Source organism: Pseudomonas sp. S2_E01, assembly GCF_054668365.1.
This window is the reverse complement of the sequence record NZ_CP162762.1, coordinates 5290628-5315711: the sequence shown is the minus strand read 5'-3', so window position 1 is coordinate 5315711 and position 25084 is coordinate 5290628. Positions and strand designations below refer to the sequence as shown.

At 61.0% G+C, this 25084-nt stretch carries 22 protein-coding genes and 2 pseudogenes; 13 read left to right on the top strand and 11 right to left on the bottom strand.

Annotated elements, in window-relative coordinates; all coding sequences use genetic code 11:
- The first annotated feature begins 132 nt into the window (after positions 1-132).
- From hutH (AB4O36_RS24475) to AB4O36_RS24415, 13 genes and pseudogenes are all read left to right on the top strand, one after another.
- On the top strand, positions 133-1656 hold the full coding sequence (gene hutH / locus AB4O36_RS24475; protein WP_460118885.1) for a histidine ammonia-lyase: 1524 nt from the start codon (positions 133-135) through the stop codon (positions 1654-1656).
- 114 nt (positions 1657-1770) lie between these two features.
- The gene (hutH, locus tag AB4O36_RS24470; RefSeq protein ID WP_460140457.1) at positions 1771-3303 is read left to right on the top strand and encodes a histidine ammonia-lyase; all 1533 of its coding nucleotides are present in this window, start codon (positions 1771-1773) and stop codon (positions 3301-3303) included.
- A gap of 100 nt (positions 3304-3403) precedes the next feature.
- Positions 3404-4627 carry an imidazolonepropionase gene (gene hutI, locus AB4O36_RS24465; protein WP_460118881.1) on the top strand — a complete coding sequence of 408 codons (1224 nt, stop codon included), beginning with the start codon at positions 3404-3406 and terminating at the stop codon, positions 4625-4627.
- A complete protein-coding gene (gene hutG / locus AB4O36_RS24460) occupies positions 4620-5423 on the top strand; it encodes an N-formylglutamate deformylase (RefSeq protein WP_460118879.1) in 804 nt (267 codons plus the stop codon). The genes hutI and hutG overlap by 8 nt, the downstream gene beginning before the upstream one ends.
- A gap of 419 nt (positions 5424-5842) precedes the next feature.
- Positions 5843-6790: a choline ABC transporter substrate-binding protein gene (locus tag AB4O36_RS24455; protein WP_460142172.1), complete on the top strand. Its 948-nt coding sequence runs from the start codon at positions 5843-5845 to the stop codon at positions 6788-6790.
- A 21-nt stretch (positions 6791-6811) separates the two neighbouring features.
- Positions 6812-7738, top strand: coding sequence for an alpha/beta hydrolase (locus AB4O36_RS24450; protein WP_460140456.1), 927 nt, complete (start codon positions 6812-6814; stop codon positions 7736-7738).
- A gap of 104 nt (positions 7739-7842) precedes the next feature.
- Positions 7843-8814 (top strand): prolyl aminopeptidase, encoded by a 972-nt coding sequence (gene pip, locus AB4O36_RS24445; protein WP_460140455.1) that lies wholly within the window; start codon positions 7843-7845, stop codon positions 8812-8814.
- Positions 8811-9248: a D-aminoacyl-tRNA deacylase gene (dtd, locus tag AB4O36_RS24440; RefSeq protein WP_460140454.1), complete on the top strand. Its 438-nt coding sequence runs from the start codon at positions 8811-8813 to the stop codon at positions 9246-9248. The genes pip and dtd overlap by 4 nt, the downstream gene beginning before the upstream one ends.
- A gap of 276 nt (positions 9249-9524) precedes the next feature.
- A complete protein-coding gene (locus AB4O36_RS24435) occupies positions 9525-11348 on the top strand; it encodes a glucan biosynthesis protein G (RefSeq protein ID WP_460118871.1) in 1824 nt (607 codons plus the stop codon).
- Positions 11341-13910, top strand: a pseudogene (gene mdoH, locus AB4O36_RS24430) (glucans biosynthesis glucosyltransferase MdoH). The gene AB4O36_RS24435 and the pseudogene mdoH overlap by 8 nt, the downstream one beginning before the upstream one ends.
- Positions 13911-14132: 222 nt before the next feature.
- The gene (locus AB4O36_RS24425) at positions 14133-14930 is read left to right on the top strand and encodes a transporter substrate-binding domain-containing protein (protein WP_460118869.1); all 798 of its coding nucleotides are present in this window, start codon (positions 14133-14135) and stop codon (positions 14928-14930) included.
- 143 nt (positions 14931-15073) lie between these two features.
- Complete coding sequence (locus AB4O36_RS24420; RefSeq protein WP_460140453.1) at positions 15074-16033, top strand: amino acid ABC transporter permease; 960 nt, start codon at positions 15074-15076, stop codon at positions 16031-16033.
- Positions 16026-16760, top strand: coding sequence for an amino acid ABC transporter ATP-binding protein (locus tag AB4O36_RS24415; RefSeq protein ID WP_460118865.1), 735 nt, complete (start codon positions 16026-16028; stop codon positions 16758-16760). The genes AB4O36_RS24420 and AB4O36_RS24415 overlap by 8 nt, the downstream gene beginning before the upstream one ends.
- A gap of 126 nt (positions 16761-16886) precedes the next feature.
- Here the strand turns inward: AB4O36_RS24415 and AB4O36_RS24410 are convergent, their stop codons facing one another.
- The 11 genes and pseudogenes from AB4O36_RS24410 to ubiE form a co-directional block, all read right to left on the bottom strand.
- On the bottom strand, positions 16887-17600 hold the full coding sequence (locus AB4O36_RS24410) for a methyl-accepting chemotaxis protein (protein ID WP_460126845.1): 714 nt from the start codon (positions 17598-17600) through the stop codon (positions 16887-16889).
- Between the two features lie 144 nt (positions 17601-17744).
- Positions 17745-18791 (bottom strand): annotated as a pseudogene (locus tag AB4O36_RS24405) (methyl-accepting chemotaxis protein); the annotation flags it as partial.
- 93 nt (positions 18792-18884) lie between these two features.
- The gene (locus tag AB4O36_RS24400; protein WP_460140452.1) at positions 18885-19592 is read right to left on the bottom strand and encodes a 16S rRNA (uracil(1498)-N(3))-methyltransferase; all 708 of its coding nucleotides are present in this window, start codon (positions 19590-19592) and stop codon (positions 18885-18887) included.
- Positions 19589-20383, bottom strand: coding sequence for a twin-arginine translocase subunit TatC (tatC, locus tag AB4O36_RS24395; protein ID WP_460118861.1), 795 nt, complete (start codon positions 20381-20383; stop codon positions 19589-19591). The genes AB4O36_RS24400 and tatC overlap by 4 nt, the downstream gene beginning before the upstream one ends.
- Entirely contained in the window at positions 20380-20808 is a 429-nt protein-coding gene (tatB, locus tag AB4O36_RS24390) for a Sec-independent protein translocase protein TatB (protein ID WP_460140451.1), read from the bottom strand. The genes tatC and tatB overlap by 4 nt, the downstream gene beginning before the upstream one ends.
- 10 nt (positions 20809-20818) lie before the next feature.
- Positions 20819-21097, bottom strand: a complete 279-nt coding sequence (locus AB4O36_RS24385) for a twin-arginine translocase TatA/TatE family subunit (protein WP_460118857.1) — start codon at positions 21095-21097, stop codon at positions 20819-20821.
- 25 nt (positions 21098-21122) lie between these two features.
- Positions 21123-21455, bottom strand: a complete 333-nt coding sequence (locus AB4O36_RS24380; protein WP_460118855.1) for a phosphoribosyl-ATP diphosphatase — start codon at positions 21453-21455, stop codon at positions 21123-21125.
- A complete protein-coding gene (gene hisI, locus AB4O36_RS24375) occupies positions 21448-21849 on the bottom strand; it encodes a phosphoribosyl-AMP cyclohydrolase (protein WP_175375321.1) in 402 nt (133 codons plus the stop codon). The genes AB4O36_RS24380 and hisI overlap by 8 nt, the downstream gene beginning before the upstream one ends.
- 207 nt (positions 21850-22056) lie before the next feature.
- The gene (gene ubiB, locus AB4O36_RS24370; RefSeq protein WP_460140450.1) at positions 22057-23661 is read right to left on the bottom strand and encodes a ubiquinone biosynthesis regulatory protein kinase UbiB; all 1605 of its coding nucleotides are present in this window, start codon (positions 23659-23661) and stop codon (positions 22057-22059) included.
- On the bottom strand, positions 23658-24281 hold the full coding sequence (locus AB4O36_RS24365; RefSeq protein WP_460118850.1) for a ubiquinone biosynthesis accessory factor UbiJ: 624 nt from the start codon (positions 24279-24281) through the stop codon (positions 23658-23660). Before AB4O36_RS24365 ends, ubiB begins: the two co-directional genes overlap by 4 nt.
- Positions 24281-25051: a bifunctional demethylmenaquinone methyltransferase/2-methoxy-6-polyprenyl-1,4-benzoquinol methylase UbiE gene (ubiE, locus tag AB4O36_RS24360; RefSeq protein WP_460118848.1), complete on the bottom strand. Its 771-nt coding sequence runs from the start codon at positions 25049-25051 to the stop codon at positions 24281-24283. The genes AB4O36_RS24365 and ubiE overlap by 1 nt, the downstream gene beginning before the upstream one ends.
- Between the last annotated feature and the right edge of the window lie 33 nt (positions 25052-25084).

Sequence of the window (25084 nt, the reverse complement as noted above, 5' to 3'; positions counted from 1 at the left end):
GGTGCTTGTGCCGGCCCTATCGCGGGCAAGCCCGCTCCCACAGGGGTTGTGTGAACACCGATAAACCTGTGGGAGCGGGCTTGCCCGCGATGAGGCCGGTAAAGCTGCATCAATATTGGCTAGAGGTAAAAGATGTCCCAGGCTGAAAAAATCGTAATCGCCGATGCCCCGTTGCGTTGGCAGGATGTGGTCGCGGTAGCCCGCCATGGCGCGCAGCTTGAGCTGTCACCGCAGGCCTGGGCACGCATCGAAAACGCCCAGGCTATCGTCCAGCGCATCGTCGCCAGCGGCGAGCGTGCCTATGGCGTCAACACCGGCCTGGGCGCGTTGTGCAACGTGTCGCTTGAAGACGAGCAACTCAGCCAGTTGTCGCGCAACACCTTGCTCAGTCACGCCTGTGGCGTCGGTGCGCCGCTGGCCGACGAGCAGACCCGTGCGATCCTGTGCGCCGCCATCCGCAATTACAGCCAGGGCAAGTCCGGCATCCATCGCCGCGTGGTCGAGGCCCTGCTGGCGTTGCTCAATCGCGGCATCACTCCACAAGTGCCGTCCCAGGGCTCGGTGGGTTACCTGACCCACATGGCGCACATTGGCATCGCGTTGCTGGGCGTTGGCAATGTCAGCTACCGGGGGCGAGTCGTCTCTGCACAGCAGGCGCTGGCCGAAGAGGGCTTGCAGCCGGTGCAACTGGGCGCCAAGGATGGATTGTGCCTGGTCAACGGCACGCCGTGCATGACCGGTCTCAGTTGCCTGGCGCTTGCCGATGCCACGCGTTTGTTGCAATGGGCCGATGTCATCAGCGCCATGAGCTTTGAAGCCCAGCGCGGACAGATCGCTGCGTTCGATGCCGAGATCATCGCGCTCAAGCCGCATCCAGGCATGCAACAGGTCGGCACGAACCTGCGCGGGCTGCTCGAAGGCAGTGAAGTGATCGCGTCGAGCAAAGGCATCCGCACCCAGGATGCGTTGAGCATTCGCTCCATCCCTCAGGTTCACGGCGCTGCCCGGGATCAACTGGCACACGCCGTTGCCCAGATCGAAACCGAACTCAACGGCTGCACCGACAACCCCTTGCTGCTGGGGACGCCGGACAATTTCCGCATCATGTCCCAGGCCAATCCGCACGGTCAGTCAGTGGCCATGGCCGCTGACTTGCTGGCCATCGCCCTGGCAGAAATCGGCTCCATCGCCGAGCGTCGACTCGACCGCCTGATCAACCCGCACGTCAGCGGACTGCCAGCGTTCCTGGTGGCGAATCCGGGGGTGAACTCCGGGATGATGATCGTGCAATACGTCGCCGCATCCCTGTGTGCGGAAAACCGTCAACTGGCGCAACCGGCGGTACTCGACAACTACGTCACCTCGGGCCTGCAGGAAGATCACCTGAGCATGGGCACAAACGCTGCGCTGAAGCTGCATCGGACGCTGGAAAACTGCACGCAGATTCTTGCCATCGAGTACCTGCTGGCGGCCCAGGCCTTCGAGTTCCTCAAAGAACAACGCTTCGGCGCTGGCACCGACGCTGCCTGGCATCTGCTGCGTGAACGGGTCCCAGCCTATGACCAGGATCGCTGGCTGGCGCCAGATATCGCGGCGGCAGCCGAGGTACTGAAAGACCCGGCATTGTTGCGCAATACGTTACCGAATTTGCACTGATTTCCCGACACCAGCGTGCCAAGGCGCGGCTCCCCAAAAGGCGAGACGCGACGGACAACGGATATCTCCGGAGCGTCTGGTGAGTTAATAAAAAACTCTCAAAAGGAGCATGAAATGACTGCGCTCAACCTGATTCCCGGCCAACTGAGCCTGGCCCAACTGCGTGATGTCTATCAACAACCGGTCCAACTGACCCTCGACAGCAGTGCCTCGGCCCAGATCGAAGCCAGCGTTGCCTGCGTGGAACAGATCCTCGCCGAGAACCGTACCGCCTACGGCATCAATACCGGTTTCGGCCTGCTGGCTTCGACTCGCATCGCGAGCGAAGACCTGGAAAACCTGCAACGCTCGCTGGTGTTGTCCCACGCCGCCGGCGTCGGCGAGCCCATCAGCGACGCGCTGGTGCGTCTGATCATGGTGTTGAAGGTCAATAGCCTGAGCCGTGGTTTCTCCGGGATTCGCCGTGTGGTCATCGACGCGCTCATCGCCCTGGTCAACGCCGAAGTCTACCCGCACATTCCGTTGAAGGGCTCGGTAGGGGCTTCCGGCGACCTGGCACCCTTGGCGCACATGTCGCTGGTGCTGTTGGGCGAAGGCAAGGCGCGCTACAAGGGCGAATGGATGGAAGCCACCGAGGCGCTGAAAATCGCTGGCCTGACCCCGCTGACCCTGGCAGCGAAAGAAGGCCTGGCTTTGCTCAACGGTACGCAGGTTTCCACCGCGTTTGCCCTGCGCGGCTTGTTCGAAGGTGAAGACCTGTTCGCCGGTGCCTTGTCCCTGGGCGCGCTGACCGTTGAAGCGGTACTGGGTTCGCGCTCGCCATTCGATGCACGCATCCACGCCGCCCGTGGCCAGAAAGGCCAGATCGACGCCGCTGCCGCCTACCGCGATTTGCTGGGCGATCGCAGCGAAGTCTCCGATTCCCACGAGAACTGCGAGAAGGTGCAAGACCCGTATTCCCTGCGCTGCCAGCCACAGGTCATGGGCGCCTGCCTGACTCAGTTCCGTCAGGCCGCCGAAGTGCTGGCCGTCGAAGCCAACGCAGTCTCCGATAACCCGTTGGTGTTTGCCGCTGAAGGCGATGTGATTTCCGGCGGTAACTTCCACGCCGAACCCGTCGCCATGGCTGCCGACAACATGGCCCTGGCCATCGCTGAAATCGGTTCGCTGAGTGAGCGCCGTATCTCGCTGATGATGGACAAGCACATGTCTCAACTGCCGCCGTTCCTGGTGGCCAATGGCGGCGTGAACTCCGGCTTCATGATCGCCCAAGTGACGGCGGCCGCGCTGGCCAGTGAAAACAAGGCACTGTCCCATCCGCATTCGGTGGACAGCCTGCCGACCTCGGCCAACCAGGAAGATCACGTGTCCATGGCCCCAGCTGCAGGCAAGCGTTTGTGGGAAATGGCTGAAAACACCCGTGGCATTCTCGCTGTTGAATGGCTAGCGGCGGCTCAGGGCCTGGACCTGCGCAACGGTCTGAAGACTTCCCCTAAACTGGAGAAAGCCCGCGCCATCCTGCGCAACGAAGTGCCGTTCTACGAGAAGGACCGCTTCTTCGCGCCGGACATCAATGCAGCGACCGAACTGCTGGCTTCGCGGTGCCTGACCGAGCTGGCGCCGGGCAGGTTGTTGCCAAGCCTCTGAGGGCCCCATCGCGGGCAAGCCCGCTCCCACAAGGAATAGCGCAACACCTGTAGGAGCTGGCTTGCCAGCGATTCGATTTTGAATACTCTGGAGATTAGAGATGAAAACGCTCTGGCAACACTGCCACGTCGCAACCATGGCGCAGGGCGTCTACTCGATCATCGAGGACGCGGCCATCGTGACGTCCGGTGCGCTTATTGAGTGGATCGGCCCACGCGCCGAACTGCCGTCCGGCGAGTACCCGGCGGTCAACGATTTGAACGGGGCCTGGGTTACTCCGGGCCTGATCGACTGCCACACCCACACGGTGTTCGGCGGTAACCGCAGCGGTGAGTTCGAGCAGCGTCTGCAAGGCGTCAGCTATGCGGAAATCGCCGCCGCCGGTGGCGGCATCGCCAGCACCGTGCGCGCCACGCGTGCGGCCAGTGAAGATGAGCTGTTCGCCAGCGCCGCCAAAAGGCTGAACAGTCTGATACGCGACGGCGTCACCAGCATCGAGATCAAGTCCGGCTACGGCCTGGACCTGGCCAGCGAACGCAAGATGCTGCGAGTTGCCCGTCGCCTGGGTGAAAAACTGCCGATCAGCGTGCGCAGTACCTGTCTGGCGGCGCACGCCTTGCCGCCGGAGTACAAGGATCGCGCCGACGATTACATCGAGCACATCTGCACCGAGATGCTTCCGTCCCTGGCGGCTGAAGGACTGGTGGATGCGGTGGATGCCTTTTGCGAATACCTGGCGTTTTCCCCGGCGCAAGTCGAGCGGGTATTTATCACGGCGCAGCAACTGGGCCTGCCAGTGAAATTGCATGCCGAGCAATTGTCATCGCTGCACGGTTCGACGCTCGCGGCGCGTTACCACGCTCTGTCCGCCGACCACCTGGAATTCATGACCGAAGACGATGCCATCGCCATGGCGACCTCCGGCACCGTCGCCGTGTTGCTGCCCGGCGCGTTCTACTTCCTGCGTGAAACCCAATTGCCACCGATGGATGCGCTTCGTAAACACGGAGTGAAAATCGCCATCGCCAGCGATCTTAACCCCGGCACGTCGCCGGCGTTGTCGCTGCGCCTGATGCTGAACATGGCCTGCACCTGTTTTCGCATGACTCCGGAAGAGGCCCTGGCCGGTGCGACCATTCACGCGGCCACCGCATTGGGCATGGCCCGGACCCATGGCTCGCTGGAAGTGGGCAAGGTGGCAGATTTCGTCGCCTGGCAAATCGATCGTCCCGCCGACCTGTCGTACTGGTTGGGCGGTGAGCTGGAAAAACGCGTCGTGCGTCACGGCGTTGAAACACACTTCCAGGAGAGCATTCGTGGATAAAGTTCTGAACTTCAAACAAGGCAGCGTGCCGTTGCTGATCAGCATGCCTCACGCCGGCGTGCGCCTGACCCCGGCAGTGGAAGCCGGGCTGATCGCGGACGCGAGAAGCCTGCCGGACACCGACTGGCATATCCCGACGCTGTATGACTTTGCTCACGAGCTGGGTGCCAGCACCCTGGCCGCAGAATATTCTCGGTTTGTGATCGACCTGAACCGCCCATCGGACGACAAACCGTTGTATGCCGGCGCAACGACTGGGCTGTATCCCTCGACCCTGTTTGATGGCATTCCATTGTTCCTGGAGGGCAAGGAGCCAACGGCGGCCGAGCGATCGACCTACCTGGAACAGGTTTGGACGCCGTATCACACAACTTTGCAGAACGAACTGGCACGACTCAAGGCTGAATTCGGTTATGCATTGTTGTTCGATGCGCACTCGATCCGCACGATCATCCCGCACCTGTTCGACGGCAAGCTGCCGGACTTCAACCTCGGCACCTTCAACGGCGCCAGTTGCGATCCGCAGTTGGCCACGCAACTGGAAGGCATCTGCGCACGGCACAGCGACTACACCCATGTGCTCAATGGTCGGTTCAAGGGTGGCCACATCACCCGGCATTACGGCAACCCGGCGGACAACATCCACGCGGTGCAACTGGAACTGGGGCAGAGCACCTACATGGAAGAGTTCGAACCGTTCCGCTACCGTCCGGACCTGGCGGCGCCGACCCAGGTGGTGCTCAAGGAGTTGTTGCAAGGATTGCTGGCCTGGGGGCAAGCACACTACAAGGCCTGACACCTTTGGGTGAAAGTGACGGCCCCATCGCTGGCAAGCCAGCTCCCACAGTGATTTACGGTGTTTACACAATTTGTGTTCCAACACCGGCCCACCCTGTAGGAGCGGGCTTGCCCGCGATGGCGGTGTGTCAGGCACCTTTGAGGGTGAATGTGTCGGCCCCATCGCTGGCAAGCCAGCTCCTACAGTGATTTACGGTGTTTACACAATTTGTGTTTCAACACCGGCCCACCCTGTAGGAGCGGGCTTGCCCGCGATGGCGGTGTGTCAGGTCACCTCAAACAGTCGCCACCGTGCAAATCTCGGTCGCCACAGGTCGCTTTTACCTTTCGTCTGCTGCGTAATGTTCTGCGCACGGTGCACAAAGACACCGAGCCCATAACAATCCGCTGCCGCACGAGAACGCCCTTATGACAAGCATCAAAGCTCTGTTTACCCGCTGTTTCTCCATCCTTTGCGGTACCGCTCTTCTGAGTACCAGTGCGCTGGCCAGTGATGACGCCTCGTGCAAGACGGTGCGCATGGGCGTGGTCAACTGGACCGACGTGATTGCCACCAGCGGCATGGCCGATGTGCTGCTCAACGGCCTGGGTTACGAAAGCAAACAGACCAGCGCCGTCCAGCAGATCATCTTCGCCGGCATCCGTGACAAGCGCCTCGACATATTCCTCGGTTACTGGAAACCGGCGATGGACAAGAATATTGCTCCCTTCCTTGAGGCCAAGCAGGTCCGGGTCTTGGCCAAGCCGAGCCTGGCCGATGCCCAGGCGACGCTCGCAGTGCCCGACTATGTCGCCGAGGCCGGGTTGAAAACCTTCGCCGACATTGCCAACTTCAAAGACAAGCTCGGCGGCAAAATCTACGGGATCGAGCCGGGCAGTGGCGCCAACACCACGATCAAAACCATGATCGAGACCAATCATTTCGGCCTCAAGGACTTCAAACTGATCGAGTCTGGTGAGGCGGGCATGCTGGCGGCCGTTCAGCGGGCGGTTAATCGTAAGGAGTTCGTGGTATTCGTTGGCTGGACGCCGCATCCGATGAACATCAACATGAACATCACCTACCTGACCGGCAGCGAAGACGTATACGGGCCCAACGAAGGCGCGGCGACCGTATCCACCGTGACGTCGCCGGACTATGCCGAGCGCTGCCCGAATGTGAACCGCCTGCTGGAAAACCTGACCTTCACCGCTGCTCAGGAAAGCCAGTTGATGGTGCCTATCATGGAGCGCCAGACCCCGCAGGATGTGGCCAGGAAATGGCTGCGAGATCATCCGGAGGATCTTCAGCGCTGGTTGGCCGGGGTCAGCAGTTTCGATGGCAAGGATGGCGTCGCCACCGTACAGGCCAGTTTGAAAAACTGATAGCAGCAGGGCTCCGGGCGAATGGCTAACTATCCGCTTTCCGAACAGATGATGGCGTTCGTCGACAAAACCATCGGCTTCAACAGCGCCGACAGCAGCCTCGCGGGCGTGCGCCGGGCCTACAGCGAGATGTGCCGGGCGTTTACCCCGGCACGACCTGGCGGCTTGTATGTGGTCGACTTCGAACTCGCCGGGGTGCGGGTGCGGGCGTATCAACCGCCATTGGCATCACCGCCCGCCGGTGATCCGTGCGTGGTGTACCTGCATGGCGGCGGTTGGGTAGTGGGGGATCTGGATTCCCATGATTTCATCTGCGCCGAGTGGGCGGCGACGCTCGGTGCGTTGGTCATCGCGGTCGATTATCGACTGGCGCCGGAGCATCCATTCCCCGCCGGGTTGCACGACTGCCTGGGTGTCTGGCGTGCGCTGAGAACCGGCCCCTTTCGCCTCGACCCCCAGCGTTCACTGGTGGCCGGCGACAGCGCAGGCGGCAATCTCGCCGCCGCGTTGTGCCTGGCCTTGCGCGATGCGGGTGAACCCCTGCCGGCGGCTCAAGTACTGATCTATCCAGGCCTGGGGGGTGATCACCGGCTGCCCTCGCGTGGCGAGTGCAGCGACGCACCCTTGCTCAGCAGCCGAGACGTCGAGGACTACCACGCCATGTACCTGGGAGCCCGGCCACCATGCGCCCATGCAATGCCGTTGCTGGCCGACAGTTTCAGCGGGTTGCCACCGGCATTGATCGCCGTGGCGCAATTCGATCCGCTGCGAGATGACGGCGTGCGCTACGCCGAACAACTCACGGCGGCAGGCGTTGCCACCACGTTGTACTACGGCGAAGGACTGGTTCACGGCAGTTTGCGTGGGCGCGGCCAGGTGCCCGAGGTCGACGCGCTGCATGAAACACTGGTCGGTTATCTGGCTAAAAAACTGACGACAGAACTCTGACTCAGCAAGGGCATGCTCATTGACGTAATTCGGGTTTATGATGCCGGACGGCAGAATGATAGAAGTCCCCCCAGGGATGACCTCGACCCCTTACGGAGCGCGCAATGCAGACTTTGTACCCGCAGATCAAACCCTACGCCCGGCACGATCTGGCTGTCGATGAAACCCACACCCTGTACGTCGATGAAAGCGGTTCACCGGAAGGTTTGCCGGTGGTGTTTCTCCATGGCGGCCCAGGTTCGGGGTGTGATGCACAGAGTCGCTGCTTCTTTGATCCCAACCTGTACCGCATTGTCACCTTCGACCAGCGCGGTTGCGGTCGCTCCACCCCGCACGCCAGCCTGGAAAACAATACCACCTGGGATCTGGTTGCAGACCTGGAGCGGATTCGCCTGCACCTGGGCATCGATAAGTGGGTAGTGTTCGGCGGTTCCTGGGGTTCGACCCTGGCGCTGGCTTATGCGCAAACGCATCCCGAGCGCGTCCACGGCCTGATACTGCGTGGGATTTTCCTGTCCCGTGCCGAGGACATTCACTGGATGTATCAGCAGGGCGCCAGTCGCCTGTTCCCCGATTACTGGCAGGACTACATCGCACCGATTCCGCCAGAAGAGCGGGGCGACCTGCTCAACGCCTTCCACAAGCGCCTGACCGGTAACGACCAGATCGCCCAGATGCACACGGCCAAGGCCTGGTCCACCTGGGAAGGGCGGATTGCGACGTTGCGTCCGAACCCGGTGGTGGTCGAGCGATTCACCGAACCGCAGCGTGCGCTGTCGATCGCCCGCATCGAATGCCACTACTTCGTTAATCACTCGTTCCTCGAAGAAAACCAGTTGATCCGCGACATGGACAAGATCGCCCATTTGCCCGGCGTGATCATTCACGGTCGCTATGACGCGATCTGTCCGATCGATAACGCCTGGACCTTGCATCAGAACTGGCCCAACAGCGAATTGCAGATCATCCGCGAGGCTGGCCACGTGGCGTCCGAGCCGGGCATCACCGATGCGCTGGTGCGCGCCGCCGACCAGATGGCTCGACGCCTGCTCGATCTGGCACCCGAAGAAGCATGAAGGGTCTGTTGCAGCGCGTGCGTAGCGCACGCGTCGAGGTCGCGGCAGAGGTGGTGGGCTCGGTAGGCCAGGGGTTGCTCGTGCTGGTCGCTGTAGAACCAGAGGACACTCGCGCCAGCGCCGACAAACTTCTGCATAAGCTGCTTAACTATCGGGTGTTCAGCGATGCCGAGGGCAAGATGAATCTGTCGCTGGCGGATGTCGGCGGTGGGTTGCTGCTGGTTTCACAATTTACCCTGGCGGCCGATACCAAGAGCGGGTTGCGACCGAGCTTTTCCACTGCTGCCCCTCCAGCGCTGGGTGAAGAGCTTTTTGATTATTTGCTGGAGAAAGCGAAACAGGTGCATGGCACTGTGGCATCAGGTAGATTCGGCGCCGATATGCAGGTGCATCTGGTCAATGATGGCCCGGTAACCTTCCTGTTACAGACTTGAAAGTGCTTGAAACAACTTTTTAAGGGCTTTTCGGCTGAAAACGGGGCGTTTTCGCGATAAATACTTTGTTGCACCTGATGCGTTGTAACGCGGCCTACTAGATAATCGCGCGCTACGCGGATCGGCGTTCGTTGGTCCATTTTGACTTAGGTAGAGACTTGTCCAGGACCTGTTGGGGAATCATTTAGCCCCATAGGAGTCGGAACAATGCTCGCCAACCTGGCGTATAGATAGCTAGCCGTTGGTTTATTGATCTGTTTTCGGCGAGGGTTGCTCGTGATTGTTAGTCCGTGTATTGCACCAAAATTGTCTGCCAAACGGTTGCGTAGCGCTCTGGTAGCGGGCTCGGCCCTGCTTTGCCTGCTCAGCGCTGGCCAGCTTTGGGCATTCAGTCTGGATGATGTGTCGGCCAAGGCAAAAGAGCTGGCCGGACAGAAATACGAAGCCCCGCGCAGTAACCTGCCGACCGAATTCCGCGAAATGAAATTCGCGGATTATCAAAAAATTCGCTTCCGCACGGAAAAAGCCGAATGGGCCGATCAGAAGAACCCGTTCAAATTGTCGTTCTACCACCAGGGTATGCATTTCGATACACCGGTGAAAATCAACGAAATCACGGCTAACACCGTCCAAGAGATCAAATACGACCCAAGTCGATTCGATTTCGGCGATCTGCAATTCGATCCAAAAGCCACCGAAAAACTCGGCTACGCCGGCTTTCGTGTGCTGTACCCGGTCAACAAGGCCGACAAGCAAGACGAAATCATGACCATGCTCGGCGCGAGTTACTTCCGCGTTGTCGGCAAAGGCCACGTTTATGGCTTGTCCGCGCGCGGCATGGCAATCGATACCGCGTTGCCGTCCGGTGAGGAGTTTCCGCGTTTCCGTGAGTTCTGGGTTCAACAGCCCAAGCCGGGCGACAAGCACCTGGTGATTTTCGCCCTGCTGGATTCCCCGCGCGCAACCGGTGCTTACCGCCTGACCCTGCGTCCTGGCAGCGACACCATTGTCGACGTCAAGGCACAGATGTTCCTGCGCGACCGCGTCGGCAAACTGGGCATCGCGCCGCTGACCAGCATGTTCCTGTTCGGCGCCAACCAGCCGTCCAAGGTCCTGAACTACCGTCGCGAGCTGCACGATTCCAGCGGCCTGGCCATCCATGCCGGCAACGGCGAGTGGATCTGGCGTCCCCTGAACAACCCGAAACATCTGGCCGTGAGCAACTTCTCGGTCGAGAACCCACGTGGTTTCGGCTTGCTGCAGCGTGGCCGCGACTTCAGCCACTACGAAGACCTCGACGACCGCTACGACAAGCGTCCAAGCGCCTGGATCGAGCCTAAAGGCGACTGGGGCAAGGGCACCGTCGATCTGGTCGAGATTCCGACCGCGGACGAAACCAACGACAATATCGTGGCGTTCTGGAGCCCGGAAACCCTGCCCGATCCTGGCAAACCGCTGGAATTCGGCTATCGCATGCACTGGACCATGGACGAGGCAGCCTTGCACTCGCCGGACAGCGCCTGGGTCAGCCAGACCCTGAAGTCCACCGGCGACGTCAAGCAGTCCAACCTGATCCGCCAACCGGACGGCAGCGTGGCTTACCTGGTCGATTTCGAAGGTCCATCGCTGGCGGCACTGCCACCTGACGCGGACGTGCGCAGCCAGGTCAGCGTCGGTGACAACGCCGAGCTGGTCGAGAACAGCGTGCGCTACAACCCGGAAACCAAGGGCTGGCGCCTCACCCTGCGCCTGAAGATCAAGGATCCGGGCAAGTCCACTGAGATGCGCGCTGCCCTGGTGCAGAGCATCGTCACGCCTGACCTGGCCAAAACGTCGCTTCCGGCGTCCAACTCCTCGGTGGCCAAGGCTGACAAGGTCGCTGCCAAGCAAGCGGAGAAAGTCGAGAAAGCCGAGAAAGATGCGAAGGCTGCCGAAGCCAAACCGGCCGACGCCAAGCCAGCCACCGATGCCAAGGACAAGGCCAACAACCATGACGCCCAGCAGCCTGCTGCCGACGCGGCCCCAGCCACACCGGAATCGGCCCCGACTGAAGAAGTCCTGACCGAGACCTGGAGCTACCAGTTGCCTGCCGATGAGTAATCCCCAAGTCCAGCCAGAATCGCTCTCGGAGTATCTGGCTCATTTACCGATGACCGACCAGCAGCGCGCGGAACTCGCGGGCTGCCAGTCCTTCAGTGAACTGCATCAGCGTTTGTCGTCGTCGACGTTCGACGCGCCTGCCGACGCCGCCCAGGCGTCCGTCGGCAAGCGTTTGATCCTGAGCAGCGCCGAAGAGTTACGCGAAGCCGAAATGCTGGTGCTCGACGCCAGTGGACGGGTGTGCCTGAAGGCGACTCCGCCGATCCGTCGGACCAAAGTCGTGCCAGAGCCTTGGCGCACCAACATCCTGGTGCGCGGCTGGCGTCGTATCACCGGTCGTACCAACCCGCCGAAGCCGCCCAAGGACGAAAACGTCCTGCCGGCTGCACGCTGGCGCACGGTCGGTTCGATCCGTCGCTACATCCTGCTGCTGTTGATGCTCGGCCAGACCATCGTCGCCGGCTGGTACATGAAAGGCATCATGCCGTACCAGGGCTGGTCGTTCGTCGACCTCAACGAAGTCCTGCATCAACCGTTTTTGCAAACGGCCACCCAGGTACTGCCGTATGCGCTGCAAACCAGCATCCTGATCATGTTCGGGATTCTGTTCTGCTGGGTATCGGCCGGCTTCTGGACCGCGTTGATGGGGTTTTTGGAACTGCTGACCGGGCACGATAAATATCGGATCTCCGGTAAAAGTGCCGGCAACGAGCCGATTCCAAAAGACGCACGCACCGCTCTGGTCATGCCGATCTGCAACGAAGACGTGCCACGGGTATTCGCCGGTTTGCGCGCAACGTTCGAGTCGGTGGCCGCTACGGGCGACCTGGATCGCTTCGACTTCTTCGTGCTCAGCGACAGTAACGATGCCGACATCTGCGTTGCCGAGCAGCAGGCCTGGCTGGACGTCTGCCGTGAAGCCAAGGGTTTCGGCAAGATTTTCTATCGTCGCCGTCGCCGTCGCGTGAAACGCAAGAGCGGTAACCTCGACGACTTTTGCCGTCGTTGGGGGGTGACTACAAGTACATGGTCGTGCTCGACGCAGACTCGGTGATGAGCGGCGAATGCCTGACCAGCCTGGTACGCCTGATGGAAGCCACGCCAGACGCGGGGATCATCCAGACCGCGCCGCGTGCTTCGGGCATGGACACGCTGTATGCGCGCATGCAGCAGTTCGCTACCCGTGTCTACGGCCCGCTGTTCACCGCCGGCCTGCACTTCTGGCAGTTGGGCGAGTCGCACTATTGGGGCCACAACGCGATCATCCGCATGAAGCCGTTCATCGAGCACTGCGCCTTGGCGCCGTTGCCGGGTAAAGGCGCGTTCGCGGGTGCGATCCTGTCCCACGACTTCGTCGAAGCCGCGCTGATGCGTCGTGCCGGCTGGGGTGTGTGGATTGCCTACGACTTGCCGGGCAGCTACGAAGAGTTGCCGCCGAACCTGCTGGATGAACTCAAGCGTGACCGTCGCTGGTGCCACGGCAACCTGATGAACTTCCGCCTGTTCCTGGTCAAGGGCATGCACCCGGTGCACCGTGCGGTGTTCCTGACGGGCGTGATGTCCTACCTGTCGGCGCCTTTGTGGTTTTTCTTCCTGGTGCTGTCGACTGCGCTGCTGGCGGTCAACACACTGATGGAGCCGCAATACTTCCTGGAGCCGCGTCAGTTGTATCCGTTGTGGCCTCAATGGCACCCGGACAAGGCGATTGCGCTGTTCTCGACCACGGTGGTGCTGCTGTTCCTGCCGAAGCTGTTGAGTGTCATCCTGATCTGGGCCAAGGGCGCGAAAGAGTTCGGCGGCAAGTTCAAGGTGACGATGTCGATGCTTCTGGAGATGCTGTTCTCCATGCTGTTGGCACCGGTGAGAATGATTTTCCACACCCGTTTCGTTCTCGCCGCGTTCCTTGGCTGGGCCGCGACCTGGAACTCGCCAAAGCGTGACGACGACTCCACTCCGTGGAGCGAAGCGGTCAAGCGCCACGGCCCGCAAACCTTGCTGGGTTTCCTGTGGGCGTTGTTGGTGATCTGGCTGAACCCGAGCTTCCTCTGGTGGTTGGTGCCAATCGTCGGTTCGCTGATGTTGTCGATCCCGGTATCGGTGATTTCCAGCCGTGTCGGCCTGGGCCTCAAGTCCCGTGACGAAAGCCTGTTCCTGATCCCTGAGGAATACAATCCGCCACAGGCGCTGCTGGCCACTGACCAGTACACCCACGAAAACCGTTATCACGCGCTCAAGGACGGCTTTGTCCGTTCGGTGGTCGATCCTCAGCAGAACGCCTTGGCGTGCTCGCTGGCGACTTCGCGTCACCGCGAGGCCGAGCCGATCGAGTATCTGCGCACCGAACGGGTTCGCCATGCGTTGAAGGTGGGCCCGGAGGGCCTGACCAATAACGAGCGTGTGCAACTGCTCAGCGACCCGGTTGCCCTGGCGCGATTGCACGAGCAGGTCTGGAGCGAAGCTCACCCGGCGTGGCTGGAAGCCTGGCGCAAATCGGTGAAGGCCGATCCCCATGCGCCGCTGCTGCCGCTCAAGCCGTTGAGCGTCGAGCCACAGCTGGCCTGATGAAAAAAACCCGCGAAAGCGGGTTTTTTTTGCTTTGCCGATTGACCGTTGCGCTGATATCCGCCAACAAATCCTGCTTAAGCCCTTGTGCAAACGAGCGAGTGCGTTAGCATCCGTCCCCGAATTGGTGCGCCCGGGCAATTTTTGTCCGTATCGACGGATTTTCCCGCTGGGAACCGGCGATTGCGTGCCTCATAACGCAATGGTTTTGGGGACATGATGATGAAGAAGTATCTCTCGATGCTGCTGGTCGGCGTCACGGCATTGGTTGCAGTCAGCGCAGCGCAGGCCGGCGCCATCGACGACGCGGTCAAGCGCGGCACGCTGAAAGTCGGTATGGACCCGACCTACATGCCGTTCGAAATGACCAACAAGCGCGGCGAGATCATCGGTTTCGAAGTCGACATCCTCAAGGCCATGACCAAGGCCATGGGCGTCAAGCTGGAGCTGGTGTCCACGGGTTACGACGGCATCATCCCGGCACTGCTCACCGACAAGTTCGACATGATCGGCAGCGGCATGACCCTGACCCAGGAACGCAACCTGCGCCTGAACTTCAGCGAACCCTTCATCGTGGTTGGCCAGACCCTGCTGATCCGCAAGGAACTGGAAGGCACCATCAAGTCCTACAAAGACCTGAACACGGCTGACTACCGCATCACCTCCAAGCTCGGCACCACCGGCGAGATGGTGGCCAAGAAGCTGATCTCCAAAGCCAAGTACCACGGCTACGACAACGAACAGGAAGCCGTGCTCGACGTGGTCAACGGCAAGGCCGATGCGTTTATCTACGACGCGCCGTACAACGTCGTGGCGCTGACCAAGGTTGGCAACGGCAAACTGGTATTCCTCGACAAGCCGTTTACCTACGAGCCGCTCGCGTTTGGCCTGAAGAAGGGTGACTACGACAGCATCAACTTCATCAACAACTTCCTGCACCAGATCCACGAAGACGGCACCTACGATCGTATCCATGACAAGTGGTTCAAGAGCACTGAATGGCTCAAGGACATGGAATAAGGTTCAGGTCGTCTAGACCGAGTCGCCTGCATCGCGAGCAATCGAGCGTCGAGCGGCTGCTCCTACAGTAGACCGCGTTCCCCTGTAGGAGCGGGCTTGCCCGCGATGACGGCCTGACAGGCAACACAATTTCCGGAACTGCAATGAAACAGAAAAAAGCCCAATGGCCCTGGCACGCACTCACCGTGCTGGTGCTGATCGGCCTGGCCGGCGGCCTGTACTACGCCACCTCGCTGATGTCCTACGAGTGGCGTTGGAACCGCGTGCCGCAGTACTTCGCCTACCACGCCGAAGAGTCCCAGCGTGCCGCCGACATCTCCACCGTCAGCGATCTTGTGCATAACGGCGGCAAGGCCGAAGTGACCCTGCGCAACGACGCGGGTGACGAGCAGCGCGTGATCGTCGACGAAAACAGCCTGCAAGTCGCCCAGGGCGATGATGTGGCGGAAGGCGACGTGATCGGCGTGACCCGTCATTGGGCGGCCGGGCCGCTGTTGTGGGGGCTCTGGACCACGTTGTGGCTGTCGGTGGTGTCGGGCGTGCTGGGGCTGTTGATCGGGCTCGCGACAGGCTTGTGCCGCCTGTCGAGCAACCCGACCCTGCGTGACCTCTCGACCATTTACGTCGAGCTGGTGCGCGGCACGCCATTGCTGGTGCAGATTTTCATTTTCTACTTCTTCATCGGCACGGTGATGAACCTGTCCCGGGAGTTTGCCGGGGTCGCCGCCCTGTCGCTGTTCACCGGGGCGTATGTCGCCGAGATCATCCGTTCTGGCGTGCAGTCGATCGCCCGTGGCCAGAACGAGGCCGCGCGCTCCCTTGGCTTGAGCTCGGGCCAGTCGATGCGTCATGTCGTGTTGCCGCAAGCGTTAAAACGCGTGCTGCCTCCGCTGGCCGGGCAATTCATCAGTCTGGTCAAGGACACCTCTCTGGTGTCGGTGATCGCCATCACCGAGCTGCTCAAGAGCGGCCGCGAAGTCATCACCACTTCGTTTTCGCCGTTTGAGATCCTGTTCTGTGTGGCTGGCCTGTATTTGTTGATCAACCTGCCGCTGTCGAAAATCGCCGGTCGGCTTGAGCGGAGGCTCGCGCAAAGTGATTGAAGTCCGCGATCTGGTAAAAGTCTTCGACACTCGGGGGCAGGTGGTGCGCGCGGTCGACCATGTGTCGACCCACGTGGCCAAGGGCGAAGTGCTCGTTGTCATCGGCCCGTCAGGTTCTGGCAAGTCGACCTTCCTGCGCTGCCTCAATGGCCTGGAAGAATTCGACGCAGGCTCGGTGAGCATCGACGGCCTGCAACTGGCCGATCCGAAAACCGACATCAATGCCTACCGCCGCGAAGTCGGCATGGTGTTCCAGCACTTCAACCTGTTCCCGCACATGACCGTGCTGGAAAACCTGTGCCTGGCGCAAAAAGTCGTGCGCAAGCGCGGCAAGAAGGAGCGCGAGGCCAAGGCCCTGGCGTTGCTGGAAAAGGTCGGTATCGCGCAGAAAGCCCACGAGTTTCCCTCGCGCCTGTCTGGCGGCCAGCAGCAGCGCGTAGCGATTGCCCGGGCGCTGGCGATGGAGCCCAAGGTCATGCTGTTCGACGAGCCGACCTCAGCCCTCGATCCGGAAATGGTCGGCGAGGTACTCGATGTCATGAAAAACCTGGCCCAGGAAGGCATGACCATGGTCTGCGTGACTCATGAGATGGGGTTTGCGCGGGAAGTGGCCGATCGTGTGCTGTTCTTCGATCACGGGAAGTTACTGGAAGATGCCTCGCCGGCAGAGTTCTTCGATGCGCCGAAGGATCCGCGGGCCCAGGCCTTCCTGCGGCAGGTCCTTTAGGCCCTATCGCGGGCAGGCTCGCTCCCAGAGTGTTTGGCGGTGAACACAAGCGAAGCCCCTGTGGGAGCGGGCTTGCCCGCGATGGCATCACCTCGGTTTCGAGTGAACCGAGGTTTTTGAATCACCTCAAACCTTGAACCTGCCCACCAGCATCTGCAAATGCGTCCCCAGCCGTGCAAGCTCAATGCTGGACGCCGCCGTCTCTTCACTCGCCGCCGAGGTCTGTTCGGACACATCACGCACGTTCAGCACGCTGCGGTTAATCTCTTCGGCCACTGCGCTCTGCTGTTCGGCTGCTGCGGCGATCTGCTGGTTCATCGACTGGATCGCCGACACGGTGCGAGTGATGCTTGCCAGTGATCCACCCGCACGACGGGTCAGTTCGACGCTGCTGTCGGTCAGGGTGCGGCTGTTGTCCATGATGGTCGCCACTTGCTGGGTGCCGTTTTGCAGGCCGACGATCAGCTCTTCGATTTCTTCGGTGGACTTTTGCGTGCGTTGGGCGAGGCTGCGGACCTCGTCGGCCACCACCGCAAAGCCACGCCCGGCTTCACCGGCACGGGCTGCCTCGATGGCGGCGTTGAGCGCCAGCAGGTTGGTTTGTTGTGCCACGGACTTGATCACGTCAAGGACGCTGCCGATTTTGTCGCTTTCGCGCTTGAGGTCACCCATGGCCTCGGTGGAATTGCCGACTTCCTGGGCCAGGCGTTCGATCTGGGCGATGGCTTCACCCACCACCTTGTCGCCTTCGCGAGCCTGCTGATCGGCAGCCACTGCGGCTTCGGACGCTTCCTCGGCGTTGCGTGCGACTTCCTGCACGGTGGCAGTCATCTCATTCATGGCCGTCGCTACCTGATCGGTCTCGACTTTCTGGCTGTTGACCCCGGCGCTGGTTTGCTCGGTCACGGCGGACAGTTCTTCGGCGGCGCTGGCGATTTGCGTGACGCCATCACTGATGCCGCCGATCAGCTCGCGCAGGCCGACAGTCATGCTCTGCATGGCGCGCTGCAGCTGGCCGAGTTCGTCCTGGCGCGAGGACTCAAGGTTCTGGCTCAGGTCGCCGGCGGCGACGCGCTCAGCCACTTTCAGGGTCTGGCTCAGTGGGATGACGATCTGCCGGGTGATCGCCCAGGCGGCAAACAGGCCGAAGACGAGTGCCAGGGCGGTGGCCAACAGCAACAGGTTCCTGGCGTGCGCCGCATCGGTGTCGCGCACGATAGTCTGCGAGGCGGTGAGCTTCTGGCTGACGTCGACCAGGATTTCGCCTTGCGCTTTCATGCGTACCAGGGCAGCGGCGGTCGCCACCTGGGAATCACGAAATTGAGTGACGGCGGCCCGGTAGGTTTTGAACGATTCGCTGGCCTGTTGCAGGCCGGCGGTGTACTGGGGCGGCAATTTCGAGGGCAGGGTATCGAGGTAGTTCAAGGCGTTGGCAATGGCGTCCAGCGCCGGTTGCTCGGCGTCGGCCTTGCCACTGTAGGTGTAGCCGCGCACTTGATAGCGCGACTGCTGCAACAGTTTGCCGGCCTCGACCACACTGTTGAAATCAGCGACGTTGTCGCCTTGCAGTAACGCTTTTTCGATTTCCGCCACCCGGGCCACGGCATTGTCGGCTGAGGCACCGAGCTTGCTGCGCGCATCTTCACGGTTGGCACCCGCCTGGGCCATGGCGGCAAAAGCTTGCTTGTATTCGCTGACGGCCGCCAGTTGCTGGTCGACCATGGCTGCGTCGGCAGGTTGTTCGATCATTGCGCGGGCGGTTTTCAAGCCGGTATCGAGTTGGCCGAGCAGGTCGTTGACCGTGCCCGTGCCTTGTTCACCACGGCGCATTTCGTAGTCCAGGCGGGCTACGCGCAGGTCTTTGGTCAAGTCGTTGAGGCTGGCAATGTACCCGAGCTTGTCGCCTCGGTTTATCACCTCACCCAGGCCGGTCCAGCCTGTAAAGGTGATCAGCAACGTCAGCAACAGCACCAAGCCGAAGCCGACACTCAGTTTGCGATTGACGCTAACGTTTCCCAGCTTTTCGGCCATCCATCGGTACATGCTGCAACTCTCCGGACCAAACATTGGTTTTATGGGAGTTGTATCGGCAGGTGAAATGGATTCTGTAGGGGCGTGCGAGCTCTAGAACAGCCGGGAAAGCAGCGCTGTGACGGCGGTTTCGACCCGCAGAATGCGCTCGCCAAGCTGCACCGGTTGCAAGCCGGATTTGGCCAGCAGGTCGATTTCGTAGGGGATCCAGCCACCTTCCGGTCCGATGGCCAACGTCACCGGCTCGTCGAGGCCGCGAGGGCAGGGCGGGTAATCGCCGGGGTGGCCGACCAGGCCGAGGGTGCCTTCGCTGATCGCCGGCAGTCGGTCTTCGACGAACGGCTTGAAGCGCTTCTCGATCACCACCTCGGGCAGGGCAGTGTCCCGGGCTTGTTCAAGGCCGAGGATCAGCTGCTCGCGAATCGCCTCCGGCTCCAGGAACGGTGTCTGCCAGAAGCTCTTCTCGACGCGGTAGCTGTTCACCAGCACGACACGCGGCACACCCATGGCAGCAAGGGTCTGAAACACCCTGCGCAGCATCTTGGGGCGTGGCAGGGCCAATACCAGGGTCATGGGCAGCTTGGCTGGCGGTGGCTGGTCGAGGGTGACTTGCAATTCGGTTTCGTTGGTGTCCAGGCGCATCACCTGCGCGGACCCCATCAGCCCGCCGATACGCCCGACACGCAACCTGTCCCCCACTTCACAGCGGTGGACTTCCTGCATGTGCGTCAACCGGCGATCTCGCAGGATCACCCGGTCGTGCGCAATGAAGTCGGCCTCTTCGAGGAGCAGCAGGTTCACGCCTGGGTCGCTGGCGGCTGGTCGTTGTGGTCGTCGACCGGCTGATCGTCAGGGTGATCGCCCCGTTTGCTGATCAGGCCGCCGAACAGGACGCCGATTTCAAACAGCAACCACATTGGCACGGCCAGTAACGTCTGCGAGAAGATGTCCGGCGGTGTCAGGATCATGCCAACCACGAAGCAGCCGATGATCACGTAGGGGCGGATTTTCTTCAGGTATTTGACGTCGACCACGCCGATCCACACCAGCAATACCACGGCCACCGGGATTTCGAAGGCTACGCCGAAGGCGAAGAACAGTGTCATGACGAAGTCGAGGTAGCTGGTGATGTCGGTCATCATCTCCACGCCGGCCGGGGTCGCGGCGGCGAAAAACTTGAAGATCAGCGGGAACACCAGGAAATAGGCGAAGGCCATGCCTGCATAGAACAGCAGGATGCTCGACACCAGCAGGGGCACTGCGATGCGCTTCTCATGCTTGTACAGGCCCGGCGCGATGAAGCCCCAGATCTGGTGCAGGATCACCGGGATCGCCAGGAACAGCGAGACCATCATGGTCAACTTCAATGGCGTCAGGAACGGCGACGACACATCGGTGGCGATCATCGTCGCGCCTGTCGGCAGGTACTGGCGCAACGGCGTGGAGACGAAGGTGTAGATCTGCTGGGTGAAGGCGAACAACCCGGCAAAGATGATGAAGATCGCCGCTACGCAGCGCAGCAGGCGGGTACGCAGCTCGGTGAGGTGCGAAACCAGCGGCATGTGCTGGTCATTTTCAGGAAGATCGCTCATGAGACTCGCGGCGGCTGTGTAGGGTCTTGAGGGGCCGGCGCCGAAGGCGCAGCCGCGGGTGCTACAGGTTCGACGGGGGCGGTGACCACTGCGGGCGCCGGTTCGACAGGCACTGTTTCAGCGACGGACGTGGCGGCGGTTGGCGTGGCCTCGGGCGGAACCGGTGTCGGCTCCTGCTGGGTCGGCGTGAAAATCTTCCGAGCCTCCTGCTCCAGCGACAGAATGTGCTCGTTGTGCAGTTGCCGACGAATCTCGTCGGCACCGATTTCACGTTCAACTTCCTGTTTGATCGCATTGAAGCTGCGCTTCAGGCGCCCGACCCACAGTCCGGCGGTGCGCGCAGCACCCGGCAGGCGCTCGGGACCCAGCACCAGCAGGGCAACGAGGCCGACGAGCAGCAGTTCAGAGAAGCTGATACCAAACATTAGTCAATGCTCACACGTCTTTGCGGATCGGCTCTTCGACTTTTTGCGCCTGCACGTCGATGGTGTGCGGCTGGTTCACAGCCTGGGTGGTCTGTGGCTGAACAGGTGGCACCGGTTGCGCAGGTGTAGCGGCGGGGTCAGCCGGCTTCTCGTCGTCGTTCATGGCCTTGCGAAAGCCCTTGATCGACTCGCCGACATCAGTGCCGAGGTTTTTCAGTTTTTTGGTGCCGAACACCAAAACCACAACAACGAGGATAACGATCCAGTGTTTCCAGTCAAAAATGCCCATGTTGCTGCTCCTCTCAAAAGGTTGTTCAGGCGGACGGGCGCGAGGCTTTCTCAGCGTGTCCGGACAGACCGAAGCGACGGTCCAGTTCATCGAGTACAGCCTGTGGATGCTGCCCCAGTTGGGCGAGCATGACGAGGCTGTGGAACCACAGGTCGGCGGTCTCGTAGATCACATCGCTGCAGTCGCCGCTGACGGCGGCATCCTTGGCGGCAATGATGGTCTCGACGGACTCTTCGCCGACTTTCTCCAGAATCTTGTTCAAACCCTTGTGGTACAGGCTGGCGACATACGAACTGTCGGCAGCGGCACCTTTGCGCTCTTCCAGCACCTGCGCGAGGCGGGTCAGGGTGTCACTCATGTTTGTGTCCTGCGCTATAGATGGCGTGCGGGTCTTTCAGGACCGGGTCGACGGTTTTCCAGTCGCCGTTCTCGAAAACACGGTAAAAGCAGCTCTGGCGGCCGGTATGGCAGGCGATATCGCCGATCTGCTCGACCATCAGGATGATCACGTCGGCGTCGCAGTCCAAGCGCATCTCGTGCAGGGTCTGCACATGGCCGGACTCTTCGCCCTTGCGCCACAGCTTGCCACGGGAACGCGACCAATAGATGGCGCGGTTCTCGGCGGCGGTCAGTTCCAGCGCTTCACGGTTCATCCAGGCCATCATCAGGACGCGCCCGGTCTTGTGATCCTGGGCAATGGCCGGTACCAGGCCATCGGCATCCCACTTGATCTCGTCCAGCCAGTTGGTCATCTTCAGTTCCTGAAGCAGCTGCAAGCTATAAGCTTCAAGCTGCAAGTAAAAGCAAATCCGCTTTGGTCTTGCGTGATTCTAACGTTGCATACGTGCAGGCATAAACCCAAAGTGGGAATTCACTATGCCACTTGAAGCTTGAAGCTTGAAGCTTGAAGCTTGAAGCTTGAAGCTTGAAGCTTGAAGCTTGAAGCTTGAAGCTTACGCTCATCTTCGCACGATGAGATACAAGCCGACCGCCATCATGATACCGGCCGGCCAGTAAGCCAGTTCGTTCAGCGGCCCTCCCGCAGCGAGGATAGCCCCGCCTGCCAGATGAGCCGTGCCGAGCAGGCGCAGGAACCAGTCGTCGCGTCGGCGATGCCAGGGTGGTGGCGGGTCGTAGGCGTGGGGCTGGGACATGCGTTCGAGCAGGTCACGCGCCATGTTGGCCAGGTGCGGCAACTGTTCGAATTGGCTTTGCACGTTGCCGAGCAGGGCCTTGGGGCTGACGCGCTCACGCATCCAGCGCTCGAGGAACGGCTGCGCGGTGTTCCACAGGTCCAGGTCCGGGTACAACTGACGGCCCAGGCCTTCGATGTTCAATAGGGTTTTCTGCAACAGGACAAGCTGCGGTTGCACTTCCATATTGAAACGCCGGGCGGTTTGGAACAGGCGCATCAGCACCTGGCCGAAGGAAATATCTTTTAACGGTTTTTCGAAGATCGGCTCGCACACAGTGCGAATTGCCGCTTCGAATTCGTTGAGTTTGGTCTCGGCTGGCACCCACCCCGAATCGATGTGCAACTGCGCCACGCGCCGGTAATCGCGCTTGAAAAAAGCGAACAGGTTGCGTGCCAGGTAGTCCTGGTCTTCCGGGGTCAGGCTGCCGACGATCCCGCAGTCAATGGCAATGTACTGCGGGCTCCACGGGTTGACGGTGCTGACGAAGATGTTGCCGGGGTGCATGTCGGCGTGAAAGAAGCTGTCGCGGAAAACCTGAGTGAAGAAAATTTCCACGCCGCGCTCGGCGAGCATTTTCATGTCGGTGCGCTGGTCGGCAAGGGTCGCCAGATCCGTGACCTGAATTCCGTAGATGCGCTCCATCACCAGCACTTTTGGCCGGCACCAGTCCCAATAGACCTGCGGTACGTAGAGCATCGGCGAGCCTTCGAAGTTGCGCTTCAACTGGCTGGCGTTGGCCGCCTCGCGCAACAGGTCGAGTTCGTCATAGATGGTTTTTTCGTAGTCGCTGACCACGTCCACCGGGTGCAGCAGGCGCGCATCGGCCGAAAGTTTCTCCGCAGCTCGGGCGAGGATGAACAGCCACGCCAGGTCTTGGGCAATCACCGGCTTGAGGCCGGGACGGATCACCTTGACCACCACTTCTTCGCCGGTTTTCAGTTGCGCGGCGTGCACCTGCGCTACCGACGCCGAGGCCAATGGTTCGACGTCGAAGCGGCTGAACACTTCACTGATCTTCTTGCCCAGCTGTTCTTCGATCAGCTTGACCGACACCTGGGAATCGAACGGTGGCACGCGGTCCTGAAGCAGCATCAACTCGTCGGCGATGTCTTCCGGCAGCAGATCGCGACGGGTGGAGAGGATCTGCCCGAACTTGATGAAGATCGGTCCCAGGTCCTGCAGCGCCAGACGCAGACGTGCACCTCGGCTCAGGTCCGTTTTCTTGCGCGGGAACCAGCGCCACGGCAGGGCATAGCGCAGCGCCAGCAGGAACCACGGCAGCGGCAGGTCGAACAGCAGGTCATCGAGGCGATAACGAATCACAACGCGCTGGATGCGCAACAAACGGCGGACGGCAAGCAGCTTCATGCGTTATCGCTTGGGTCTAGGGATCGGGAAAGGCGCTCGACACGCGCCTCGAGACGTTCCAGATCGAGCTTGATCCGGTCCAGTTCACTGAAACGGGCTTCAGCTTCGCGCTGACCGACGAGGGTACGCGATTCTTCGGCCAGGTATTCGCCCAGGTTCTGGCCCAGGCTGGAAAATCCTTGCTGATACCAGCGAGCGCGACTGCGCAGGTGACCGCCCACCAGTTGCGTGGCGACCGGTCCCAGCCAGCGCGAGAGCTCGTACTCCCAGTCCAGCTCCAGGTCCTGGAGGATGGCGGCCAGCTCCAGCAGCACACTGCTGTCACCGTCGAGTTCGACTTCAGGGCCGTGCAGGACCGCAGTTTTGTCCTTGCTCAGCGCCAGCTTTATCAGGCTGGCAGCGGGGGCGCGCAAGGTGCAATCAGCGCCGCTTTCCCATTGAGAGGCGAGCATCAAGCCTTCGTCGCTGGGCAGGATGTGTAAATGCAGCGCCGGGCTGCGGCACTCGACGGCGATCACTTTGCCGCTCAAATGCGCCAGCCGCGGCAGCGCCGTGCTGTCGAGACGCAGCACCCGGTTCAGGCCGAGTTCAACGCTGGCGAGCAGTCCGGCGAGCAGCATCAGGGCTTGATGCCACGGTGCAGGGCGACGATGCCTGCGGTCATGTTGTGGTAAGTCACGCGGTCGAAACCGGCCTCGACCATCATCGACTTCAGGGTTTCCTGATTCGGGTGCATGCGGATCGATTCGGCCAGATAGCGATAGCTTTCCGAGTCGTTGGTCACCAGCTTGCCCACCAGCGGCATGAAGGCGAACGAGTAGGCGTCGTAGGCCTTGGACATGAGTGCGTTGGTCGGCTTGGAGAACTCCAGCACCAGCAGACGGCCGCCAGGCTTGAGCACGCGCAGCATGGAACGCAGGGCGTCTTCCTTGTGCGTCACGTTGCGCAGGCCGAAGGCGATGGTCACGCAATCGAAATGATTGTCAGGGAACGGCAGTTTTTCCGCGTCGGCCTGAACGAATTCGACATTGCCGGCCACACCCAGGTCCAGCAGGCGGTCACGACCGACCTTGAGCATGGACTCGTTGATGTCGGCCAATACCACGTGGCCAGTCGGGCCAACCAGGTGCGAGAATTTCTTGGTCAGGTCGCCGGTGCCGCCAGCGATATCGAGCACACGGTTGCCGCTGCGCACGCCCGACAGTTCAATTGCAAAACGCTTCCACAGACGGTGCATGCCGCCCGACAAGAGGTCATTCATCAAGTCGTACTTGGCCGCTACCGAGTGGAACACCTCGGCGACTTTTTCCGCTTTTTGGCTTTCCGGAACGTTTTTGAAGCCGAAGTGAGTGGTGGGTTCGGCATCGCTGCCTTTGCGCTGATCAGTCATATCGCTGTCACCAGAAGAGAATGCGGGCATTCT

What these genes read in the sequence shown, in the direction of transcription:
- hisI (WP_175375321.1), bottom strand. Translation starts at nt 21,849, where the DNA reads ATGACCAACTGGCTGGACGAGATCAAGTGGGATGCCGATGGCCTGGTA.
- hutI (WP_460118881.1), top strand. Translation starts at nt 3,404, where the DNA reads ATGAAAACGCTCTGGCAACACTGCCACGTCGCAACCATGGCGCAGGGC.
- ubiE (WP_460118848.1), bottom strand. Translation starts at nt 25,051, where the DNA reads ATGACTGATCAGCGCAAAGGCAGCGATGCCGAACCCACCACTCACTTC.
- AB4O36_RS24365 (WP_460118850.1), bottom strand. Translation starts at nt 24,281, where the DNA reads ATGCTGCTCGCCGGACTGCTCGCCAGCGTTGAACTCGGCCTGAACCGG.
- AB4O36_RS24425 (WP_460118869.1), top strand. Translation starts at nt 14,133, where the DNA reads ATGAAGAAGTATCTCTCGATGCTGCTGGTCGGCGTCACGGCATTGGTT.
- ubiB (WP_460140450.1), bottom strand. Translation starts at nt 23,661, where the DNA reads ATGAAGCTGCTTGCCGTCCGCCGTTTGTTGCGCATCCAGCGCGTTGTG.
- pip (WP_460140455.1), top strand. Translation starts at nt 7,843, where the DNA reads ATGCAGACTTTGTACCCGCAGATCAAACCCTACGCCCGGCACGATCTG.
- hutH (WP_460118885.1), top strand. Translation starts at nt 133, where the DNA reads ATGTCCCAGGCTGAAAAAATCGTAATCGCCGATGCCCCGTTGCGTTGG.
- dtd (WP_460140454.1), top strand. Translation starts at nt 8,811, where the DNA reads ATGAAGGGTCTGTTGCAGCGCGTGCGTAGCGCACGCGTCGAGGTCGCG.
- AB4O36_RS24450 (WP_460140456.1), top strand. Translation starts at nt 6,812, where the DNA reads ATGGCTAACTATCCGCTTTCCGAACAGATGATGGCGTTCGTCGACAAA.
- AB4O36_RS24380 (WP_460118855.1), bottom strand. Translation starts at nt 21,455, where the DNA reads ATGAGTGACACCCTGACCCGCCTCGCGCAGGTGCTGGAAGAGCGCAAA.
- AB4O36_RS24385 (WP_460118857.1), bottom strand. Translation starts at nt 21,097, where the DNA reads ATGGGCATTTTTGACTGGAAACACTGGATCGTTATCCTCGTTGTTGTG.
- tatC (WP_460118861.1), bottom strand. Translation starts at nt 20,383, where the DNA reads ATGAGCGATCTTCCTGAAAATGACCAGCACATGCCGCTGGTTTCGCAC.
- AB4O36_RS24420 (WP_460140453.1), top strand. Translation starts at nt 15,074, where the DNA reads ATGAAACAGAAAAAAGCCCAATGGCCCTGGCACGCACTCACCGTGCTG.
- AB4O36_RS24410 (WP_460126845.1), bottom strand. Translation starts at nt 17,600, where the DNA reads ATGAATGAGATGACTGCCACCGTGCAGGAAGTCGCACGCAACGCCGAG.
- hutH (WP_460140457.1), top strand. Translation starts at nt 1,771, where the DNA reads ATGACTGCGCTCAACCTGATTCCCGGCCAACTGAGCCTGGCCCAACTG.
- tatB (WP_460140451.1), bottom strand. Translation starts at nt 20,808, where the DNA reads ATGTTTGGTATCAGCTTCTCTGAACTGCTGCTCGTCGGCCTCGTTGCC.